This window comes from Clostridioides sp. ZZV14-6150, from assembly GCF_020657875.1.
Lineage (GTDB): Bacteria > Bacillota > Clostridia > Peptostreptococcales > Peptostreptococcaceae > Clostridioides.
Genome location: NZ_JAGWDA010000006.1, coordinates 58,667 through 80,374, shown reverse-complemented (window position 1 = coordinate 80,374; position 21,708 = coordinate 58,667). Strand labels below are relative to the sequence as shown.

The following is a 21,708-nucleotide window of genomic DNA, read 5'->3' as shown; positions in this document are numbered from 1 at the left end:
TAAATGTATAATATAGTATTAAAAACTATATATAAAATATAATTTTTAAAATACATAATTGTAGGAGGACGAAATGTATCAATTTTTTTTAAAGGGTAGAGACCCAATAAGTAGTTTAACTCATTTTATAGGGGCTTGTTTATCTCTTATAGCTACTATAATTTTAATTTTTCAATCTATATCTTTACAACAAACTTCTTTTTTGATGATAGTGTCTGTGTCTGTCTTTGGATTATCTTTAATTGCTCTTTATAGTGCAAGCTCATATTATCATTTTTTAAAAGGTACACCAGAACAAGAATTATTTTTCAGAAAAGTAGACCATGCGATGATTTATGTATTGATTGCTGGTTCATATACACCAATATGCTTGTATTTTATGCAAAAAGAAGAGGGAATAATATTTACTACAGCAATATGGATAGTTGCATTTATTGGTATAGTAATAAAAATATTTTGGATGGATGCACCTAGATGGTTGTCTACAAGTCTATATTTACTTATGGGGTGGGCAATTGTCTTTGATATAAATGCATTTAATTCAATTCCTAAGGATTGTCTTAACTTATTAATAATAGAAGGTGTATCTTACTCTATAGGTGCAGTTATTTACATTATTAAGAAGCCAAATATAAGTCCTGAATTTGGATTTCATGAGATATTTCATATTTTTATTATGTTAGGTTCTTTATTCCACTTTTTGGCTGTTTTATTGTATGTTTTATAGTTTAAAAATCCAGTTAATTGATACTAAAAATTCTACAATGAAGAAAATAAAAAGAACTGTCTTATATAGAATGTATCTTCTATTATAAGACAGCTCCTTATTATAAATATCAAATTATATTTATAATAACTTGTTTATAAAAATAGCATATTCAAAATGTCTATTCCATAATTCCTTTAATGTACTTCTCATTTACGACATATAGTTTGAATTTATGTACTATAATTATATCCTCTAAATTCTCTGACACACTAACAATTCTAACACATTTATTTCTAATTTCCACAGGCAAATCTAAATCATTTGTTAAATTTACATAGTCATCATATTTATACATAAAATCATCCCTTTACATTAAGATATACTTATTATACTATATTTTAATAAGTTTTTTTAAATTATTACAATTTTTCCCGAAATTTCATTTTTTATACACAAAATTTCCAAATTAAGTAAAGATTAAATATCTAACTGTACAAATAAAAAATCATATAAAATATTTTATTTAAATTTCTAAATAACTATTGCCAATTTTTGAAAAGTATATTATCATTAATAGTAATAAAAAAACTGTAAATTTAGAATATTAATAAAAAATATTTGGGAGGAAATTATCATGGTGAGATTAAATGTAGAAAAATTAAATATAAAATTAAATCATCACCATCATCATAGACTAAAGGGATTGTAATATGAAATTGATTCATAGACACAAGCCCTGTTTTTAGTGTAATTGGTCTTGTATCTATGATGGGAAGTAATTTTAAAAGAAAATTATAGCCATATAGGTATAAAGCCTATATGGCTTTTTTATTGTTTTAAATTTGCAAATGTAAGAGTAATTTTAATGAAAAGGGTGAGAGTATGAAATTTTTAAGGATTGAAGATGAAGTTATTTATTCTAAAAAAAGATACAAATTAAAAAGAGAAATAGACAGGCTTTTCTTAGATGAAGAATATTTTCAAATAGAACCACAATTATTTGAAGAATATGATGAATTTACAAATATAAATAGTAAAATTCCAAAAGAATCTATGGTAAAGGTTGTAAATGGAAGAGTAATGGTCCTAAGAGCTGATATAACTACAAGTATAATAAAAAGTCTCATACCAAGATGGGAAGATGGTTTAAAACTTAAACTTTTTTATAATTCATCTATATATAAAAATAAGAATACAGTTGGAATAAAAGAGATAAGACAGATAGGTTGTGAGTACTTAGGAGAATCTTCTTTAGAAGCAGATAGAGAAGTGGTAAAATTGGCTCTTAAGATACTTGAAAAGTACAACAATAATTTTATTTTGGAGGTTGGTAGTAGTAAATATATTAATGGACTATTAGAGGAATTAAAATTGAACAAGAATTGTGAAAATCAAATTAAAAACTTATTGTATACCAAAAATAACCATGAACTAAAAGTATATATTGAAGATTTAAAAATTAAAAATGATGTAAAAGAATTATTATCAAATATCTTAAGTTTTCAAGGTAATCTATATAATGTTATTGAAAAGGCACAAAAATTCTATTGTAATGATAAGATGAAACAAGCACTTGAAGAGTTAAAACAAATAAACGATTTAATTGAGGAATGTAATTTTTTAGATAAAGCTAGATTTGACTTATCAATGATTACAATGCTTGACTATTATGAAGGAGTTATGTTTAGAGGATACTATCCAGACTCATATAAAGAAATTCTAAGCGGTGGAAGATATGATTCTCTAACTAAAGAGTATGGAAAAGAAATTCCAGCTATTGGATTTACATTAAGTGTTGATGAATTAATGAAGTATGTATATAAGTAAGATTGAAAAGGAGGTATTATTTTGGATTATTTAACTATAGCATTAGCAAAAGGAAGAATAGAAGGGGAATCATTTAAAAAATTTAAAAAAATGGGGTTGGGGGATAGTATAGATACTGATACAAGAAAGCTAATTTTTAAAGATGAAAAAAATAAAATCATATATATACATGTAAAACCATCAGATGTAGTTACGTATGTTGAAAAAGGAGTTGCTGACCTCGGTATAGCAGGTAAAGATACTATTTTAGAAAATGAAACAGATGTATATGAAATATATGATTTAGGTTTTGGAAAGTGTAAATTTGCAGTAGCAGGACTAAAGGGAGATAGTATATATAGAAAAGATGAATATCTAAAAGTGGCAACAAAGTACCCAAACATAGCAAAAAAATACTTTAAAGAAAAAGGTCAAAAAATTGAAATAATAAAACTAAATGGTTCTGTTGAACTAGCTCCAATAGTAGGCTTATCAGATGTAATTGTTGATATAGTTGAAACGGGTAATACACTTAAAGCAAATGGACTTGAAATATTAGAAGATATATGCGATATAAGTGCTAGGATTATATCAAATAGAGCTAGTTATAGATTTAAGTATGAACAAATTCAAAATATAATTCGTTTGTTTAAGGAAATTGATAACTAAAATATAATTAAAATTGACAAGGAGAGGTTTAAATTGAGAGAAAAAGAAAGTATAAGAGAGCTAAAGGGATACGAACCAAATTGTGTAAATTGTAAGGTAAAGCTTGATGCAAATGAAGGAAATAAAAAGTTGTTTAAGTATCTTGTTAAAGAGCTTGGAGATAGTGATATAGATTTAAATTTATATCCTGAAGACTCTTATAGCGATTTAAAAGAGTCTATAATAAACTACATAGATGTTTCTGGAGTAAGTAAGAAAAACCTTTTAGTAGGAAATGGGTCAAGTGAAATAATTGATTTGATAATACATACTTTTGTAGATAAAGATGAAACAATATTAAGTTTTTCTCCAAGTTTTAGCATGTACTCTATATACAGTCAGATAAATGGTTCAAAGTTTATAGGTGTTGAGAGTGATGAAAATTTAGTTATAAATATAGATGATGTAATTGAAAAAGTAAAAGAAAATAATCCAAAGATAATAATTGTTTGTAATCCTAATAATCCAACAGGGACAATACTTAAAAGAGAAGACATAATAAAACTTTTAAACTCAACTAACAGCTTAGTAGTCTTAGATGAAGCATATATGGATTTTGGGGAAGAAAGCATGTTAGAGAATGTTTTTGAGTATGAAAACTTAATCGTTCTTAGAACGCTATCAAAGGCATTTGGATTAGCTGGCATAAGAACTGGATATATGTTATCTAATAGTAGTTTAATAAACTCTGTTGAGAAGGTAAGACCTCCATATAACTTAAATTCATTATCAGATTTCATTGCTACAAGAGCATTGCAAAATAAAGAAGTAGTGAAATCTTATATAAGGGAAGTAAAAAAAGAAAGAGCAAAATTATATAAAGAAATGATTGATATAGGTCTCAAAGTGTATGAATCACAAGCAAATTTTATATTGTTTTATTCTGAGATAGAAAATTTATCACAAAAGCTGATTGATAGAGGAATACTAATAAGAAAGTTTAGTGGAAAACTAGAAAATTATTATAGAGTTACAATTGGTGATAAAGAAGAAAATATTATGTTTGTAAATACTATAAAAGATATTTTTCAAAAGGAGAATTAGGTATGAGAATTTGGAAGATAGAAAGAAATACACTTGAAACACAGATTTTAGTAGAACTAAACATTGATGGTACTGGAAAAGTTGAGATAGATACTGGAATTGGATTTTTAGACCATATGCTTACTTTAATGGCATTTCATGGTAAGTTTGATTTAAAGGTTATTTGTAAAGGAGATATATATGTAGATGACCATCATAGTGTTGAGGATATAGGTATAGCTATAGGAGAGGCATTTAAAAATGCTTTAGGGGATAAAAAAGGAATAAGAAGATATTCTACTATCTACATACCTATGGATGAATCTTTATCCATGGTATCGATTGATATAAGCAACAGACCATATCTTGTATTTAATGCAAAGTTTGATACTCAAATGATTGGTAGTATGAGTACACAGTGTTTTAAAGAATTTTTTAGAGCTTTTGTAAACGAATCTAGAGTAACTTTACATATTAACCTTTTGTATGGAGAAAATGACCATCACAAAATAGAAAGTATTTTTAAAGCATTTGCAAGAGCGTTGAAAGAAGGTAGTGAAGTAATTTCCAATGAAATAGCATCTTCAAAGGGGGTCTTATAAAATGAATATAATAGTAGATTATGGTCTAGGAAATATAGATTCTGTGTCCAGAGGTTTTAAAAAGGCTGGAATAGAAACTAAAATTTCTAACAATTTAAATGAAATAAAGGAGGCAAATTCACTAATACTTCCAGGTGTTGGAGCTTTTAGAGATTCTATAAATGCCTTAAATAAACTAGATTTGGTACCAATAATAAAAGAACATGTGTCAAAGAGAAAGTTTTTAATAGGCATATGTCTGGGCATGCAATTACTTTATGAAAAAAGCTATGAATATGGAGAATATGAAGGGTTAGGTCTTATAGAAGGTAGCATTGATAAACTGGATATAAGTTTAAAAGTTCCACATATGGGATGGAACAATCTAAAATTTAATAAGAAAAATGATGATATCCTTAAATATATTAAAGAAGATGACTATGTATACTTTGTTCATTCATATTATGCAAATTCATCAAATGAAGAACTTGTTGCTTTTTCAGAGTATGAGAAGAAGATTCCAGCTATAGTTAGAAAAGATAATGTATATGGTATACAATTTCATCCGGAAAAAAGTGGAGAAGTAGGTTTAAACATATTAAAAGCATATGGGGAGATGATAAAATGATAATATTTCCAGCAATAGATATAAAGGATAACAAATGTGTACGATTAACTCAAGGTGATTTTGATAAAGTAAATGTATATTATGATAATCCATTAGAGGTAGCATATAAATGGAAAAATGAAGGTGCAGAATATATACATATAGTAGATTTAAATGGAGCTAGAAGTGAATTTGGTGTAAATACAAAAACAATTGAAAATATAGCAGACAATATAAAAATACCTATTCAAGTAGGTGGAGGGGTTAGAGACAAGGAAAAAGTTCAAAATTTAATAAAAGCAGGTGTTACTAGAGTGATACTTGGGAGTATAGCAATTGAAAATATGGAGTTAGTTGAAGAGTTGGTTAATGAATATCAAGAAAAAATTGTTGTTTCAATTGATGCTAAAGATGGAAAGGTAGCGGTTAGAGGTTGGGAAGTTGTAAGTAATGTAGATTCTCTTACTTTATGTAAACAACTTGAAAAAACAGGAGTAAAGACGATTGTTTATACAGACATATCAAAAGATGGTATGCTTCAAGGTCCAAACTTTGATATATATGAAAAAATATCAAAAGAGACATCTTTAAATGTTATTGCTTCTGGGGGAGTGACTTCTATTGAAGACATCAAAAAACTTAAAAATATGAACTTATATGGAGCAATAATAGGTAAAGCACTTTATGATAAGAAGATAGACTTTAAGGAGGCTCAACAACTATGCTTACTAGAAGAATAATACCATGCCTAGATGTACGAAATGGAAGAGTTGTAAAGGGGAAAAAATTTACAGATATAGTGGATGTTGATAGTCCAGAAGTCCTTGGAAAATTTTATAGTGACTGTGGTGCAGATGAACTTGTATTTTATGATATAACTGCATCAAATGAAGACAGAAAGACATCTTTAGAATTTGTATCTAAAGTTGCAGAAAATATAAATATCCCATTTTGTGTGGGTGGAGGAGTAAATAAATTAGAAGATTTTACTAATATTTTAAGAAAAGGTGCTGATAAAGTTTCTATAAATTCATCAGCAGTAAAAAATCCTGAATTAATAAGAGAAGCCTCATTAAAGTTTGGTGCACAATGTGTAGTTTTATCAATAGATGCAAAAAAAAATGAAGAAGGTTCATGGAGTGTATATGTAAAAGGTGGTAGAGAGAAAACAGATTTAGATGTAATTGAATGGGCAGTTAAAGGTGTTGAACTTGGAGCTGGAGAGATTGTTGTAAATAGTATGGATGAAGACGGAATGAAAAATGGATATGATATAGAGTTACTTTCAAAAATAACATCTTTAGTAAATGTACCTGTTATAGCATCTGGAGGGGCTGGGAAAATGGAAGATTTCTATGAAGCAGTCAAAGAATCTAATGTAGATGGAATTTTAGCAGCATCTGTTTTTCATTTTGGAGAGATAAAAATAAAGGATTTGAAGAAGTATTTAAAAGAAATGGGTGTAGAAGTAAGATTATAAATTAAATATCTATAAGGAGAATGGGAAAATGAATGATAAATGTAATAATATGTGCAGTGAAGAATTTGAAGAATTTATAAAAAATGTAAAATTTGATGATAAAGGATTAATTCCTGCTGTTGTTCAGGATGTAATAAGTAAAGATGTATTGATGTTAGCATATATGAATGAGGAGTCTATAAAGAAAACTTTAAGAGAAAAAATAGCTTGTTACTTTAGCAGAAGTAGACAAGAATTATGGATTAAAGGTGAGACATCTGGAAATATTCAAAAAGTAGTCAAAATTTCTTATGATTGTGATGTAGATACAATATTACTTTTAGTTGAACAAACAGGTGTAGCTTGCCATACAGGTAATTATTCTTGTTTCTATAGAGATTTATTTGATGATACTGATAAAATTGATTTTGAAGTACAAAAAAATACATTAAAAGAATTATATGATTTAATAAATGAAAGAAAAAATAATCCTATTGAGGGGTCTTATACTAACTATCTTTTTGATAAAGGTTTGGATAAAATTCTTAAAAAAGTTGGAGAGGAAAGCAGTGAAGTAATTATAGCTTCAAAAAATGAAGATAAAAGTGAACTTATTTATGAAATTAGTGATTTAGTATATCATACATTGGTTTTAATGATAGAAAAAGATGTTGAAATTGATGAAATAAAAAAAGAATTAATTAAAAGAAGAAAATAGAATAAAGATAGATTGATAGAAAATAAGAAAGTATACCGTTTTTTAGAAAAAATGGTATACTTTCTTATTTTCTATTTTTATATTGTAGAGTAAAATCGAAGGTTTCTTGCTTAAGTTTATTATGTATACAATTTATCTACAAAACGATTATAATACATTATTTGTTTTAGAAAAAACATCATTATCTAATTAATATTTAAGAAGAATGATTTTGAATTAATTTTCATATTGAATAATATGGGCTTAAAAAGGATATATTTTAAGATGGAATAGGCTAAATTTTAATAAAAAGTAAACGTTTTCAAAATTAATATTTTATTTTTTACTAAAAAATAAAATATTAATTTTGATTTATGGTTTAATTTGGGTTATAATAAATTGTTAAATTATTTATTACTATAAAACAAGCTATAAAATAAATAAAAATGATATTATTCCGTCAAAAAAATTAATAATAAAATACAAATTATATGAATATAATAAAATGTTTTGAAAAACAGTGAAATTTTATTGCAAAAGATTTAAATTAATTTTGACTTAGGGATGTAAGCTATTCTAAGAGGCAAATGGATATTTAAATGTAAAACAATTTAACTGTTATGAAGAAAGTATCATCGTATTTGGATTTTTAATTTTTATAATTTTTTTAAAAAAATTTTAATTTTAGTTAAAATTAAAATTTACAAAAGCTTAGCATATGTTATTTTATTTTAATAAATAATAAAAACTATTTTTCTATAATATTGGCATAGTAGATGCTTATATAACTATGAAATTAAAATTAAATAAGATGAAGTAGGAGGAAAAAAATGGGAAATAGTGAGCTAAAAAAGACTCTTGGTGTATCTGCAGCATTATCAACTGTTGTAGGTTCAGTAATAGGGGCAGGTGTATTTTTTAAACCACAAGCAGTTTATACATTAACTGGAGGAGCTCCAGGACTTGGTATATTGGCATGGTTAATAGCAGGAATCATAACTATAACAGCTGGGCTTACAGCTGCAGAGGTATCAGTTGCAATACCAAAAACTGGTGGAATGATGGTATATATAAAAGAGATTTATGGAGATAAATTAGGATTTTTAACTGGATGGATGCAAATTGTATTATTTTATCCTGGGATGATGGCAGCATTAGGTGTCATATTTGGAGAGCAAGCATCAGCTTTAATTGGTAATTCATCATTATTACTTCCAATAGCAATTGGGATTATAGTGATAGTTGCAGGGTTGAATATGTTGGGTTCAAAAACTGGGGGAGCTATACAAACAATTTCTACGATATGTAAATTAATACCACTTATATTAATAATGATTGTTGGATTTATTAAAGGTGGTGGAGATAATCCAATACTTAGTCCTATGGTTGGTGAAGGACTAAGTCTAGGTAGTGTAATAGGTCAAGTTTTAATTGCTATATTATTTGCATTTGATGGATGGATGAATGTTGGTACTTTGGCTGGAGAAATGAAAAATCCAGGAAAAGACCTTCCAAAAGCTATAATAGGTGGATTATCAGTAGTTATGGCTGTTTACTTTGTAATAAACTTGGCATATCTTTGGGTATTACCAGCTAGTGAACTAGCTACTTACGCTTCACCAGCATCAGCAGTTGCTGAGGTTATATTTGGTTCAATAGGTGGAAAAATAATATCTGTAGGTATATTAATTTCAGTATTTGGAGCATTAAATGGATTCTTATTAACTGGTTCAAGAGTGGCCTATACTTTGGCAACAGATAAAACTTTGCCTAAATATAAGGTGTTTTCTAAATTAAATTCTGCTCAAGTTCCAGCAAATTCTATAGCATTAGTATCTGTTCTTGCAGCTATTTATGCTTTATCAGGTCAATTTAATTTATTAACTGATTTAGCAGTATTTGCTACTTGGATATTCTATGTATTGACATTTATAGGGGTAATGAAGCTTAGAAAAACTCACCCAGATATACCAAGAGAATACAAAGTACCACTATATCCAATTGTTCCAATAATAGCTATAGTGAGTGGTATATTTGTCGTAGTTAATCAATTATGCTTCGCAGGTATGAAAACTACTATGATATCTGTTGGAGGTCTTATAATAACAGCTATAGGATTACCAGTGTATGCTTATATGACTAAGAGAACAAAAAATGAGTCTAACTAGTTTATAAATACTTTATGATTATATGAAAAATAAAATCCCAATCTATCTATAGATAGATTGGGATTTTATTTTTTTATTTTTAGTTTATAAAATTACACTTCTAAAAAGTCACCTGTCTTAAAATATTCTATTTTGTCTCCAAGTAATTCTTTCATGTAATCAAATGCAACTAGTCCTGTACAATGGAATGTATATATTTTCTGAAAACCAATTGTGTTAAGTTCCTTTATGACATCATCTATGTATTCTGTAGAACAGTTAAGTCCACCCTGTTTTGATAAATTATCCATATGAAATCCTCCAATAATAAACTTAATTGATTTATCTGGAAAGTATTTTTTAACCGTATGAGCGATATTTACAATTCCACTATGACTACAACTACTTATTATTGATACATAGTCTCCATCCACATATATTAAGAATAATTCGTGCTTAAAATCATCTTCAATGAACATATTGTCTTTAAATTTTAACAGATTTTTGTCTCTACAAAAGAAATCTTTATTATTGTTTTTATCAGAGCAGATATAAAGATTTTCACTAAGTTTGTAAAAATCATCTATCCAAATGAAGTTTTTATTAAAATCTTCAAACAAGCCTTTTCTATTTCCTATATAGTAGTTTTCTTGCTGATTTTCGTTATGGTAGAAATATTCATATAATTTAGCTTGCGATTTTATATAAACATTAATATCTTTATTAATTTCAAAAAATTTATCTATACCACCAATATGGTCTGAATGATTATGAGATATTACAAGTGCATCTAAATTTAATAAATCAACATTTAAATTTTTAGCATTTCCTATAAAATCTCCACTTTTTCCTGTATCTAATATATATCTTTTATCATTAATTTCTAAAAACAAAGATAAACCATGTTCAGATTTTAAGTTTTTGGAGCCAGAAATATTTTCAATTAAAGAAATTACCTTCATAAACAATACCTCCCAATAATATTTTTAGAATTTTTATACAACTAATACTTACATTGTAACAAATTATTATGTTGTAATGTAAAAAATTGCCTATAAAGTATAACACTTTGTAGACAAGTTTATAAATTTTTATTTAATAACAAAAACAATTGTATATGAATATATAACATATGAAGTCAAATAAGAAATAATAGTGTTTTCGTAATATATTTCTTATTTAAAATTTCTATTTTATAGAAAAAAATTATAAATTTTAAAAAATAGAAACGACATTTTAACTAGTATTAATTGTAAAAAACACTATATAATACTCAATTTTCAACATTCTATACAATTATACAGAAATTATACAGCATAATAATCATCAAAATAACAAATTTTAAAAATTAGGTAAAACTTTTTGTCGAAGTTCAACGTCTATATATATGTAGTGAAGATTATGATTCTAAAATACTACAAAAATATAAATGTAAAAATATAGTAATATTGGAGGTCGAACGATGAGAAATAAAAAGAAAAAAATAAATAGAAAGAAATTGTATTTGCTTTTAAGTGCTATAGTAGTTTGTTTAGCATTTATAATAATTGGTATGCGAGTTAGTTATATGAACATGAAAGAAGATGAAATTAGTAGAAATGCTAAACTATCAAGTTCTACTATTACAGATATAATGTCTAATACATCAGCAGAAGTTAGTAAAGGGCCTAGTAAAAGTTCTGGAAAAGTAGCATACATAACTATAGATGATGGTCCATCTAAATTTACTGACCAAATGATAAAAACTTTAAATAAGTATAATGTTAAAGCAACTTTTTTTATGATAGATGGAAATATGAAGGAATATCCACAGCAAGTTAAAAATATAATTAAAAATGGGAACACAGCAGGTTTTCATAGTGTATCTCATGATATTCATAAACTTTATGTTACTAGTACATCAGCAAAAGATGAATTTGATACGAATGATCAGACTCTTTATAGTATAACTGGTAAACATTCAAAAGTAATAAGAATTCCTTATGGAAGTAAACCATATACTCCACAAGCTTCATATCAAGCCTTAGTTGATGCAGGGTATAAAATTTGGGATTGGGATTTAGATACTGAAGACTGGAAATCTAATTCTGCACAAATTGTACAAAATGTAAAAACTCATATTAAGAATAGAAAAAGTGAAGATAAAGATCAACTTGTAGTTTTAATGCATGAGAAAAAACAAAGTGCAGAAGCTTTAGATTCAATTTTAAAATTTTTATCAGATGAAGGCTATGAATTTGCAGCAGTAGAGCAAAATCAAATACCAAAAAATTATTGGTTACGCAATTTAGAATAGTAAAAATAAAAAAATGTTGATTAAGAGTTTTAAAAATTGAAAATAAAAAATGAGTGAGGTGTAAGTGTTTTGAATAAAAAACTTTGTATAGGAATGGTTGGAATACTATCTTTAATGATGGCTGGTTGTAATAAAAGTTTAGCTAAAGTGAATGATGTAGAAATCACGAAGGCGCAATATGAAAAAACAAAGGCAGTCTTATCTGCTACTAATAGTTATATAAATGGTCAATCTTTGGATGAAATGGAAAAAAGTTTGGATAAAAAAGGTAGAAATAAACTAGAAAATGTTATAATATCGTTTATGGTGGATAATGAACTTTTATATCAAGAGGCTAAGGATAAAGGATTAACTCCAAGTAAAAGTGATATAGACTCAAAATATCAAGAACTAGAAAATGAAATTAATTTGAATACAAGCTATAAAGAAAAAATGGACAAAGCAGGTGTAGATAAGGAATATTTAAAACAAATAATATCTAGAGATTTAGCCATAGACAAAAGTAAAAAAGCCTTTGAAAATAAAATAAATATAAGTGATGCCGAGATGGAATCTTATTATGTAAATCATAAAAAAGATTTTAATGTAGAAGAAGTAAGTGCTTCTCAAATATTGATATCAACTTTAGATAAAAATAAAAAAGAAGTAAGTAAGGATAAAAAAGAAGCTTTAAAAAAAGAGGCCGAGAGTATATTGACTAAAATCAAAAATGGAGAAAGTTTTGAAGCATTAGCTAAAAAATATTCCGATGACAAAGCGACTGGAAAAAATGGAGGTCAGCTAGGATATTTTTCAAAAAATGATAAAAATGCTGAATTTACAAAAGAAGTATTCAAATTAAAGAAAAATGAGGTTTCAGGTGTTTTTGAAACTAGTTATGGATATCATATAGTCAAAGTTACTGATAAAAGAGAAAGACAAAAAAGTCTTAATGAGTGTCAGAGTTTAGTAAGAGAATCTATTTTAAACGAAAAATATATTGAGCACATAAAAAAATTGAACGAAAGTGCAAAAGTAGAGAGATAGAATCTATAAAAACTCAATCCTAGCCTGTAGCCGGAGGGAGATTTTACAGGAATGTTTAAGAGTTTAAAGAGAAGGAAAGTTGAGAGATACATTATCGATAATAAAGACTCTTTTTATAGAATTGCATATAGTTATACAAAAAATGAGGAAGACGCCTTAGATGTGGTTCAAGAAGCCATGTATAAGGCTTTATATTCAGTAGAAAACCTTAAAGAAGTAAATTATATAAAAACATGGTTTTATAAAATTCTAGTTAGAACGAGTATAGATTTTATTAGAAAAAACCGTAAATATAACAACATGACAGATATCACTCTTATAGATGAGACAGGAGAATATGACAAGTATACTGATTTAGACCTAAAAAAAGCGTTAGAAGAATTACCTATTGAATATAAATCTATTATAATATTGAGATTTTTTGAAGATTTAAAGATTGAAGAAGTAGCAATAATATTGGATGAAAATGTGAATACTGTTAAAACTAGGTTATATACTGCTTTAAAAAAATTAAAATTAAAAATTGAAGAGTAGGGATAAAAAGAATGACAAACAAAGAAAGGTTAGATAAGTTAAGAGATGAGTATCATAAAATTCCAATACCAAAGAAACTAGATACTATAATAAATCATAAGAAAATAAAAGATATATATTGCGAACAAAATAAAAAGATAAATAGATGGAGATTTAAAGTTATTATGGCTTCAGCCTGTATGTTTATAGTATTAGTAAATATAAGTCCTGTATTTGCAGATAACTTTTCTAAATTACCTATAATCGGAGGATTAGTAGAAGTAGTAACTATAAAAAATTATAGTTTAAAGAACGAAAACTATGAAGCTAAAATTGATATTCCTAAAATACAAGGTTTAAAAGATAAAAATTTAGAGAAGAGATTAAATAATAGTTTTATGGAAGATGGAAAGAGGCTTTATGATGAATTTCAAAATAGAATGGAAAAAATAGAATTATCAAAAAATAAGGGGCATAAATACTTAAGTTTAAGTTACAGTGTTAAAAATAATTCTAAAGATTTTCTATCAATAGAAATGACAAAAAATGAAATAGAAGCATCATCATATGTGAGTAAAATACATTATAATGTTGATAAAAAAAGACAAATAGTTTTAACTTTACCTATGCTTTTTAAGGATGATAAATATATAAAAGTTATTAGTGATAATATAAAAGAACAAATGCGAAATCAAATGAAAAATGACAGTACAAAATCATATTTTATAGACCAAGGAAAAGATTCTCCTGTTAAAGATTTTAAAACAATAAATAAATATCAAGATTTCTATCTTAATAAGAATGAAGACCTTGTAATTTGTTTTGACCAGTTTGAAGTAGCACCTGGTTATATGGGTTCAGTAGAATTTGTAATCCCATATAAAGTAATAAAAGATTTGTAAATAGAATAGTAATTTATATATAAATATATTAAGGAGGTTAATATGAATACATATAAAAAACTTAAAAAATCTATATTTAAAATTGCTGTGATTTCAGTGTGCCTACTTGTAGCATTAGTAAATGTACATCCTATATTTGCAGGAAGTTCTTCTAATAAACTTGTAAAAAAGAATCAGATAAAAGTAATAAATGCTAAAAATTATAGTCTAAAACAGGATAATTATGAAGTTAATATTAGAGTTCCTAAGATAGAAGGTTTAAAAGATAAAGATTTAGAGAATAAATTAAACAATGAATTTATGGAAAATGGGAAAAAGCTTTATAGTGAATTTCAGAATAAAATGAAAAAAGAAAATAATAAAGGTCATAGATACTTAAATGTAAGTTATAGTGTAAAAAATAATTCTAAGGATTTTTTATCTATAGAAGTTAAAAAAGAAGAGATAGAAGCTTCTTCATATGTAACTAAAACGCATTATACTATTGATAAAAATAGAGAAATACTATTAAATTTACCAATATTTTTTAAAGATAGTAGATATATAGATGTTATAAGTGATAATATAAAAGAACAGATGAAAAATCAAATTAAGAAAGACAATACAAAATCATATTTTATAGACCAAGAAAAAGATTCCCCAGTAAAAAATTTTGAGTCTATAAATAAGTATCAAGATTTCTATTTTAATAAAGATGGAAACCTTGTAATTAGTTTTGATGAATATGAAGTGGCTCCTGGTTATATGGGGCCAGTTGAGTTTGTAATACCAGACAAAGTAATAAAAAATTTAAAGTAGACATATAGAAGATTTTTAAATAGACAGGTAAGGAGAAATATATGAATATATATGAACAAGCGATAAAGTTAATAGAAAATAACGAGGACTTTGCATTTGCTACAATAACTTCTCACTCAGGTTCAACACCACGTGAAACTGGAGCAATGATGATTGTAAAAAGTGATGGTTCTATATTTGGTTCTGTAGGTGGAGGAAGTGTAGAAGCAACATGCATAAAACATTCAATTAATGTTATAAAAAATAGAGAGTCAATGTTGTATAAATTTACTCTAAATAAAACTGATATAGCAAAGCTTGGAATGATATGTGGTGGTACTGGAGAAATACAGATAGATTTTATTGATAGTAAATTGAAGAGTAATTTAGAAAGATTTAATAAAAACTTAAAAGAAAATATAAGTAAAGCATATATATTTGGGGCAGGTCATATTTCAAAAGATGTAGCAGTAATATTATCACTTTTAGAATTTAGGACAGTAGTAATAGACGATAGAGAGGAATTTGCTAATTCTGAAAGATTTCCAGATTCAGAGGTAGTAGTTTTAGATTCTTTTGAAAATATACCAGATTTTCCAATTGATGAAAATAGCTATATAATTATTTTAACAAGAGGTCACTTGTATGATTCAAGTTCACTGGAATGGGCTCTTAAAACGAATCCTTGTTATATAGGTATGATTGGAAGTAGAACAAAAATTGGATTGACGTATGAAAAACTTATGAAAAATGGGTTCAGTAAGGAAGAACTAAATAAAGTACATGCGCCAATAGGAATAAAATTAGATGCTCAGACACCAGCAGAAATAGCTGTATGTATAGCAGCTGAACTTATAAATTGCAGGGCAAATAAGGAAAAAAGAAATTAATGAACATGATAAGTAAAGATTATGAGATTCTAAATGTTAGTTTTAAAAATAAAGAAATAGAAGCAGCTTTATTTTATAAGAACAGAAAAAATATTTGTATAAAAATAGACTCATTTGGTAAAGTAATTGTAATAAGTCCTCCTAAAGTTTCTAAAAAAACAATAAGAGACATAATACTTAAAAAAGGAGATTGGATACTTAAAAAATCTTCTGAATATAAAGATAGAGAAGAAGTATATAGAGAAAGAACATTCATGACAGGGGATAAATTTCTCTATCTTGGTGAAGAGTATTGTTTAATTATAAATGAAACTTTGGAGGCTTGTGTTAAAAAAAGTAATTGTAAAATAAATATTGATGAATCTAAAATAATTGTTCAAACCAATGATACAAGTAAAGACTTTATTAAAAAATCTTTGAAGTACTGGTACAAAAAAGAAAGTCAAAGAATCGTCTCAGAAAGAATAGATTATCTTAAATCGAATTGTGATATAATGAAGCAACTAACACCAGTTAATGTAAAAGTAAAAGAACAAAAAAGTAGGTGGGGGAGTTGTACATCTCAAAAAAATATTTATATAAATTCAAAAATATCTATGGCGAGGTTAGATGTCATTGATTATATAATAATACATGAATTTAGTCATTTATTACATATGAATCACTCAAAAAAATTTTATGATTTGGTAAAAAATATTATGCCAGATTATAAAGATAAAGAAAATTGGCTTAAAAAAAATGGGTATAAGATAACAATATGAAAACGATTATTTCAAAATGTGGATTTAAAATATAGAAAAATGATTATTTTGAAGAAAATAAATAATCTGAAAATTTTAAAAAAGTCGTTGACATTATAAAAGATAGATAATATAATCTATATTAACAGCAAAACAAAGTTAAAAAATAAAATTAAATAAATAAAAGCAATGACAGAGACAACAATACTAATGGAGTTATCCACAGAGAACCAATGTTGCTGAGAATTGGTGTTAACAGTAGTATAATGATCACTCTGGAGCTTTTGTACTGAATATATTTTAGTAAGTACAAACGTCTGCCAACGTTATATGGCTAAGGTTAAGGTAATCAATTACCCGACCTGAAAAAAGAGAGGTAGATGTATTTTTTATATCTACAAATAAGGTGGTACCGCGGAATTTAACTTTCGTCCTTATAAGTAATATTTATATTGCTTATAAAGACGAAAGTTTTTTTAATTTAAGCAATATAAAAGATTAATCCATATAAAATAATAATAAAAAAATAAGGAGGAGTTTTTTATGGAAAATACTGTATATGCTAAATTAAACCAAGGGATAGATTCTTTTTTAAGAGTGGCAATGACACTGAGAAGAAGAGAAGTTGATATACAATCAATAAGTATGACTGTAGATAATATGAATAATTCAGGTATAAAATTGATAGTAAACGAAGAAAAGACATCTCTAGATAGTGTCTTAAATCATATGAAGAAACTACATGATATAAGAGAAATAACTGTTGAACAGGTGAGACACTAATCAAACATGACTTATAAAAATTAAAAACAAATATGAAGAAACTAATGTTTAAATAAAAACTAAAGATAAATATTAAATGAGAAAAATCTTAGATTGAAAATACGATTATCATTGAAATTATAAAGCAATTACAAATTTTAAAAACTGAAAATTATAAATATTAAGATTATTAAAAATTATAAGTATTGAGATTCTAAAGATTAAAATTCTATAAATTAGAAAATAAAGTTTGTTAAGTAATATAGAACTAATGATAATGAGTATAAATTTCTAATAAAAATAAATATCATAAAATAATTAAGAGAAAATATTGGGAGGAAGTAAAGATGGCAAAGATGTATTATGAAAATGATGTAAATTTAGAGGTTTTAAAAAATAAAAAGGTTGCAGTTTTAGGATATGGTAGTCAAGGTCATGCACATGCACAAAACCTTAGAGATAATGGTGTGGATGTAGTGATAGGGCTTTATGATGGAAGCAAGTCAGCGCAAAAAGCAAAAGAGGATGGATTTGAAGTAAAGAGTGTGGCAGAAGCTACGAGAGAAAGTGATTTAACAATGTTGTTAATGCCTGATGAAAAGCAAAAGAAAGTTTATGAAGAAAGTGTTAGAGATAATTTAAAAGAAGGTCAGACACTAGCATTTGCTCATGGATTCAATATACACTATAATCAAGTACAACCACCAGAATTTGTTGATGTTGTAATGGTAGCTCCTAAAGGACCTGGTCACCTAGTTAGAAATGTATTTACTAAAGGAAGTGGAGTTCCAGCATTGTTTGCAGTATATCAAGATTACACTAAAAAAGCCACAGAGACAGTTTTGGCATATGCAAAAGGAATAGGAGCTACAAGAGCAGGCGTTTTAGAAACTACTTTTAAAGAAGAAACAGAAACTGACTTATTTGGAGAGCAATCAGTACTTTGTGGTGGTATAAGTGAACTTATAAAGTTAGGATATAAGACACTTGTAGATGCAGGGTATCAAAAAGAAGTAGCATATTTTGAATGTCTACATGAAATGAAACTAATAGTTGACCTTATATATGAAGGTGGATTTGAAAGAATGAGATACAGTATAAGTGATACAGCAGAATATGGAGATTATGTATCTGGTAAAAGAGTAATAACTGATGCAGCAAAACAAGGTATGCAAGATGTATTAGAAGATATACAAAATGGAAAATTTGCTAAGGCATGGATTAAAGAAAATGAAGAAGGGCGTGAGAACTTCCTAAAAACTAGAGAAGCAGAATATACTACAGAAATAGCTGAAGTTGGTAGAAATCTAAGAAGTATGATGTCATTCTTGAAATAAATATATTAAATGGATTAGTTTGAGGGAAAGAGTGGTGCATAGTAGTGCGTATTAATGGAGCAAAGGTAATTTTAGAATGTTTGAAGAAAGAGGGCGTTGACACAATATTTGGATATCCTGGTGGAGCAGTAATACCTCTTTATGATGCTCTATATGATTATCTAGATGATTTTAAACATATAAGGACTTCACATGAACAAGGTTTGGTTCATGCAGCAGATGGATATGCAAGAAGTACTAATACAGTGGGGGTTTGTTTTACAACGTCTGGGCCAGGAGCAACGAATGCTATAACTGGTATAGCAACAGCTTTTATGGATTCTTCTCCTATGGTTGTAATTTCAGGTCAAGTTCCAACTAGTTTATTGGGTAAAGATTCTTTTCAAGAAATTGATATAACTGGAGCAACCCTATCTATGACAAAGCACAATTATCTAGTTAGAAATACTAAAGAGTTAGTATCTACAATAAAAGAAGCTTTTAGAGTTGCAAACTCAGGAAGAAAAGGACCTGTACTTGTAGATGTTCCAAAGGATTTATTTTTAGCAGAGATGGATTTTAATGATGAGGATTATGATTTATGTCAAATAGATGAGTATATGGATTATAAGGATGATTTTGACTTAGATGATGAAAACAACCTTAAGCTTTTAAAAGATGCAGTAGATATAATAAAAGAGTCCAAAAAACCTATAATCTATGCTGGTGGGGGAGTTAAATCTTCAGATAGTGAAGAAGTTCTTGTAAAATTTGCAACGAAGATAGATACACCTGTATTAAATACACTTATGGGGCTTGGAAATATAGATAGAAAAAATGAACTATCTCTTGGTATGGTTGGAATGCATGGAAGTAGAGAAAGTAATTTGGCACTTTCTAATTCAGATTTAGTGATAGCAATAGGTGCAAGATTTAGTGATAGAGTAATAAGTAAAAGTTCTGAATTTGCTAAAAATGCAAAAATAATACACATAGATATAGACCCATCTGAAATAAGTAAAAATATAAAGTCCAATGTATCTTTAGTTGGAGATGTAAAGATGGTTCTTAGTTTACTACTAGAAAGGGTTGAAAGTAAGGACAATAGCAATTGGAAAGAGGAAATAAAGACCTTTAGAAAAGGTGAGGGTGTAGAGGAAAAAGAGTTCCATCCACAAAATATACTTATAAAAATAAACGATAAATATGAACAATTGGGAAATCCAACTGTAGTTGTTACTGATGTTGGTCAGCATCAAATGTGGTCTGCTAAGTATTGGGACTTTAAAGGAAATAAAAGTTTTATAACATCAGCAGGTCTAGGAACGATGGGATTTGGTTTAGGAGCTGCTATTGGAACTAAAGTTGGTAACTTAGATAAAAATGTAGTTTTAGTCACTGGTGATGGAAGCTTTAGAATGAACTGTAATGAGTTAGCTACAGTTGCAAATTATAATGTGCCTATGCTTATTTTGTTGCTTAATAACAGAACTCTAGGAATGGTAAGACAATGGCAGAAATTATTTTCTAATCAAAGATACTCTCAAACTGATATTAATGAAAATGTAGACTATGTTAAGCTTGTAAATGCTTATAATATAGATGGATATAAGGCATGTGATATGGATGGATTAGAAAGAGCTTTGGATGCAATAGATTTTAATAAACCTGTATTTTTACAATGTGATATAGATAAAGACTATGATGTTTATCCTATTGTAGCTCCCAATGATGCATTAGAAAATTTGATATGTAATTAAAATTTGATACTGAATATTGATAAAGTTTTTTATTAAAATTTTATTGGTATTCAGTTTTTTATTTTGCAATAATCTTAAGTATAGATTAATATTTTTTAGTTTTGTAATAATTTAATGCATGTATGATAAAGTATTGATTAAATATTAATAATGTAATTTAGAATAATAATGTAATTTAAGTAAATAATAATTTTGAATAATAATTTACGGAGGTATTCATATGTTTAAGCATGATAAAGCTTTATTAAAAGAAGTAAAAGTAGAAAGACCAAACCCTCAATATGCTGTTTTGATGCAAGAACAGTTAGGTGGTGGAAATGGAGAATTAAAAGCAGCAATGCAATATTTAGCTCAAAGTTTTAGAATAAAAGACCCCCAAATAAAAGATTTATTTCTTGATATAGCAGCAGAAGAACTTAGTCATATGGAAATGGTAGGTCAAACTATAAATTTATTAAATGGGCATGATGTTGATTACAAAGCAGTTGATACAGGGGAAATAGAAACGCATGTCTTAACTGGATTATCACCAGTATTAATAAATTCATCAGGAGCTCCATGGACTGCTGATTATGTTACAGTTACAGGAGATTTAGTAGCTGATTTACTTTCAAATATAGCTTCTGAACAAAGAGCAAAGGTAGTTTATGAGTATCTATATAGACAAATTGATGATAAATATGTAAAAGAAACAATTGACTTTTTGCTTAATAGAGAAGAAGCGCATAATGCTTTATTTAGAGATGCTTTAAATAAGGTTAAAGATACAGGTTCAAACAAGGATTTTGGAGTTACAGAAGATTCTAAGCTATATTTCGATTTATCAACTCCAGGACCAAATCATGATACTAAGATAGATATCAATCCTCCTTCTTTTGAAAAACCCTTAAAGAAATAGCTTGATATTTCTTGTATTGTTTTGTTTTGGTAGGTATTTAAAAAATTATTTGCCTAGAGGAATTAAGTAGATAAAAACTTAAATATATACA

The 21,708-nt window shown here is 27.1% G+C and carries 23 protein-coding genes and 1 other annotated feature; of the genes, 21 read left to right on the top strand and 2 right to left on the bottom strand.

Translation table 11 applies throughout. The features are described 5' to 3' along the window. Nucleotides 1–73: 73 nt before the first annotated feature. A complete protein-coding gene (gene trhA / locus KGF41_RS08845; protein ID WP_227432934.1) occupies nt 74–727 on the top strand; it encodes a PAQR family membrane homeostasis protein TrhA in 654 nt (217 codons plus the stop codon). Nucleotides 728–887: 160 nt separating this feature from the next. On the opposite strand, the gene KGF41_RS08840 is transcribed toward trhA, so the two are convergent. Then, nucleotides 888–1,064 (bottom strand): hypothetical protein, encoded by a 177-nt coding sequence (locus tag KGF41_RS08840; protein ID WP_003420092.1) that lies wholly within the window; start codon nt 1,062–1,064, stop codon nt 888–890. Nucleotides 1,065–1,591: 527 nt separating this feature from the next. Between KGF41_RS08840 and KGF41_RS08835 the strand changes: the two genes are divergently transcribed. From KGF41_RS08835 to KGF41_RS08795, 9 genes are all read left to right on the top strand, one after another. Beyond that, on the top strand, nt 1,592–2,536 hold the full coding sequence (locus tag KGF41_RS08835) for an ATP phosphoribosyltransferase regulatory subunit (RefSeq protein ID WP_227827401.1): 945 nt from the start codon (nt 1,592–1,594) through the stop codon (nt 2,534–2,536). Between the two features lie 21 nt (nt 2,537–2,557). Then, nucleotides 2,558–3,184, top strand: coding sequence for an ATP phosphoribosyltransferase (gene hisG, locus KGF41_RS08830; RefSeq protein WP_227432938.1), 627 nt, complete (start codon nt 2,558–2,560; stop codon nt 3,182–3,184). 33 nt (nt 3,185–3,217) lie between these two features. After that, complete coding sequence (hisC, locus tag KGF41_RS08825; protein ID WP_227827402.1) at nt 3,218–4,267, top strand: histidinol-phosphate transaminase; 1,050 nt, start codon at nt 3,218–3,220, stop codon at nt 4,265–4,267. Nucleotides 4,268–4,269: 2 nt separating this feature from the next. Continuing rightward, nucleotides 4,270–4,848 carry an imidazoleglycerol-phosphate dehydratase HisB gene (gene hisB / locus KGF41_RS08820; RefSeq protein WP_227827403.1) on the top strand — a complete coding sequence of 193 codons (579 nt, stop codon included), beginning with the start codon at nt 4,270–4,272 and terminating at the stop codon, nt 4,846–4,848. 1 nt (nt 4,849) lies between these two features. Beyond that, nucleotides 4,850–5,455, top strand: a complete 606-nt coding sequence (gene hisH, locus KGF41_RS08815; RefSeq protein WP_227856579.1) for an imidazole glycerol phosphate synthase subunit HisH — start codon at nt 4,850–4,852, stop codon at nt 5,453–5,455. After that, the gene (hisA, locus tag KGF41_RS08810) at nt 5,452–6,174 is read left to right on the top strand and encodes a 1-(5-phosphoribosyl)-5-[(5-phosphoribosylamino)methylideneamino]imidazole-4-carboxamide isomerase (protein ID WP_227827405.1); all 723 of its coding nucleotides are present in this window, start codon (nt 5,452–5,454) and stop codon (nt 6,172–6,174) included. The genes hisH and hisA overlap by 4 nt, the downstream gene beginning before the upstream one ends. Beyond that, on the top strand, nt 6,156–6,914 hold the full coding sequence (hisF, locus tag KGF41_RS08805) for an imidazole glycerol phosphate synthase subunit HisF (RefSeq protein WP_227827406.1): 759 nt from the start codon (nt 6,156–6,158) through the stop codon (nt 6,912–6,914). The genes hisA and hisF overlap by 19 nt, the downstream gene beginning before the upstream one ends. Nucleotides 6,915–6,942: 28 nt before the next feature. Further along, on the top strand, nt 6,943–7,611 hold the full coding sequence (gene hisIE / locus KGF41_RS08800) for a bifunctional phosphoribosyl-AMP cyclohydrolase/phosphoribosyl-ATP diphosphatase HisIE (RefSeq protein ID WP_227827407.1): 669 nt from the start codon (nt 6,943–6,945) through the stop codon (nt 7,609–7,611). A gap of 809 nt (nt 7,612–8,420) precedes the next feature. Next, nucleotides 8,421–9,758: an APC family permease gene (locus tag KGF41_RS08795; protein WP_227827408.1), complete on the top strand. Its 1,338-nt coding sequence runs from the start codon at nt 8,421–8,423 to the stop codon at nt 9,756–9,758. A 92-nt stretch (nt 9,759–9,850) separates the two neighbouring features. Here the strand turns inward: KGF41_RS08795 and KGF41_RS08790 are convergent, their stop codons facing one another. Beyond that, nucleotides 9,851–10,699 (bottom strand): MBL fold metallo-hydrolase, encoded by an 849-nt coding sequence (locus KGF41_RS08790; protein WP_227850664.1) that lies wholly within the window; start codon nt 10,697–10,699, stop codon nt 9,851–9,853. 500 nt (nt 10,700–11,199) lie between these two features. Between KGF41_RS08790 and KGF41_RS08785 the strand changes: the two genes are divergently transcribed. The 11 genes from KGF41_RS08785 to KGF41_RS08735 all read left to right on the top strand — a co-directional run bounded on the left by KGF41_RS08785 (nt 11,200) and on the right by KGF41_RS08735 (nt 21,617). Beyond that, on the top strand, nt 11,200–12,033 hold the full coding sequence (locus tag KGF41_RS08785) for a polysaccharide deacetylase family protein (protein ID WP_227856578.1): 834 nt from the start codon (nt 11,200–11,202) through the stop codon (nt 12,031–12,033). Between the two features lie 69 nt (nt 12,034–12,102). Further along, nucleotides 12,103–13,059, top strand: coding sequence for a peptidylprolyl isomerase (locus KGF41_RS08780; RefSeq protein WP_227827411.1), 957 nt, complete (start codon nt 12,103–12,105; stop codon nt 13,057–13,059). Between the two features lie 51 nt (nt 13,060–13,110). Next, a complete protein-coding gene (locus KGF41_RS08775) occupies nt 13,111–13,593 on the top strand; it encodes an RNA polymerase sigma factor (RefSeq protein ID WP_227827412.1) in 483 nt (160 codons plus the stop codon). An 11-nt stretch (nt 13,594–13,604) separates the two neighbouring features. Beyond that, on the top strand, nt 13,605–14,474 hold the full coding sequence (locus tag KGF41_RS08770; protein WP_227827413.1) for an anti-sigma-V factor rsiV: 870 nt from the start codon (nt 13,605–13,607) through the stop codon (nt 14,472–14,474). Nucleotides 14,475–14,516: 42 nt separating this feature from the next. After that, nucleotides 14,517–15,272: a DUF3298 and DUF4163 domain-containing protein gene (locus tag KGF41_RS08765; RefSeq protein ID WP_227856577.1), complete on the top strand. Its 756-nt coding sequence runs from the start codon at nt 14,517–14,519 to the stop codon at nt 15,270–15,272. Nucleotides 15,273–15,313: 41 nt separating this feature from the next. Beyond that, on the top strand, nt 15,314–16,141 hold the full coding sequence (locus KGF41_RS08760) for an XdhC family protein (protein WP_227827415.1): 828 nt from the start codon (nt 15,314–15,316) through the stop codon (nt 16,139–16,141). Then, a complete protein-coding gene (locus tag KGF41_RS08755; RefSeq protein WP_227840601.1) occupies nt 16,141–16,902 on the top strand; it encodes a SprT family zinc-dependent metalloprotease in 762 nt (253 codons plus the stop codon). Before KGF41_RS08760 ends, KGF41_RS08755 begins: the two co-directional genes overlap by 1 nt. A 159-nt stretch (nt 16,903–17,061) precedes the next feature. Beyond that, nucleotides 17,062–17,320: a binding site (T-box leader), on the top strand. 104 nt (nt 17,321–17,424) lie between these two features. Then, on the top strand, nt 17,425–17,664 hold the full coding sequence (locus KGF41_RS08750) for an ACT domain-containing protein (protein WP_227432962.1): 240 nt from the start codon (nt 17,425–17,427) through the stop codon (nt 17,662–17,664). A 296-nt stretch (nt 17,665–17,960) separates the two neighbouring features. Then, nucleotides 17,961–18,980, top strand: coding sequence for a ketol-acid reductoisomerase (gene ilvC / locus KGF41_RS08745; protein WP_413840692.1), 1,020 nt, complete (start codon nt 17,961–17,963; stop codon nt 18,978–18,980). 50 nt (nt 18,981–19,030) lie between these two features. After that, a complete protein-coding gene (ilvB, locus tag KGF41_RS08740; RefSeq protein WP_227856604.1) occupies nt 19,031–20,719 on the top strand; it encodes a biosynthetic-type acetolactate synthase large subunit in 1,689 nt (562 codons plus the stop codon). A 220-nt stretch (nt 20,720–20,939) separates the two neighbouring features. After that, nucleotides 20,940–21,617 carry a manganese catalase family protein gene (locus KGF41_RS08735; protein WP_227827418.1) on the top strand — a complete coding sequence of 226 codons (678 nt, stop codon included), beginning with the start codon at nt 20,940–20,942 and terminating at the stop codon, nt 21,615–21,617. Nucleotides 21,618–21,708 lie beyond the last annotated feature (91 nt).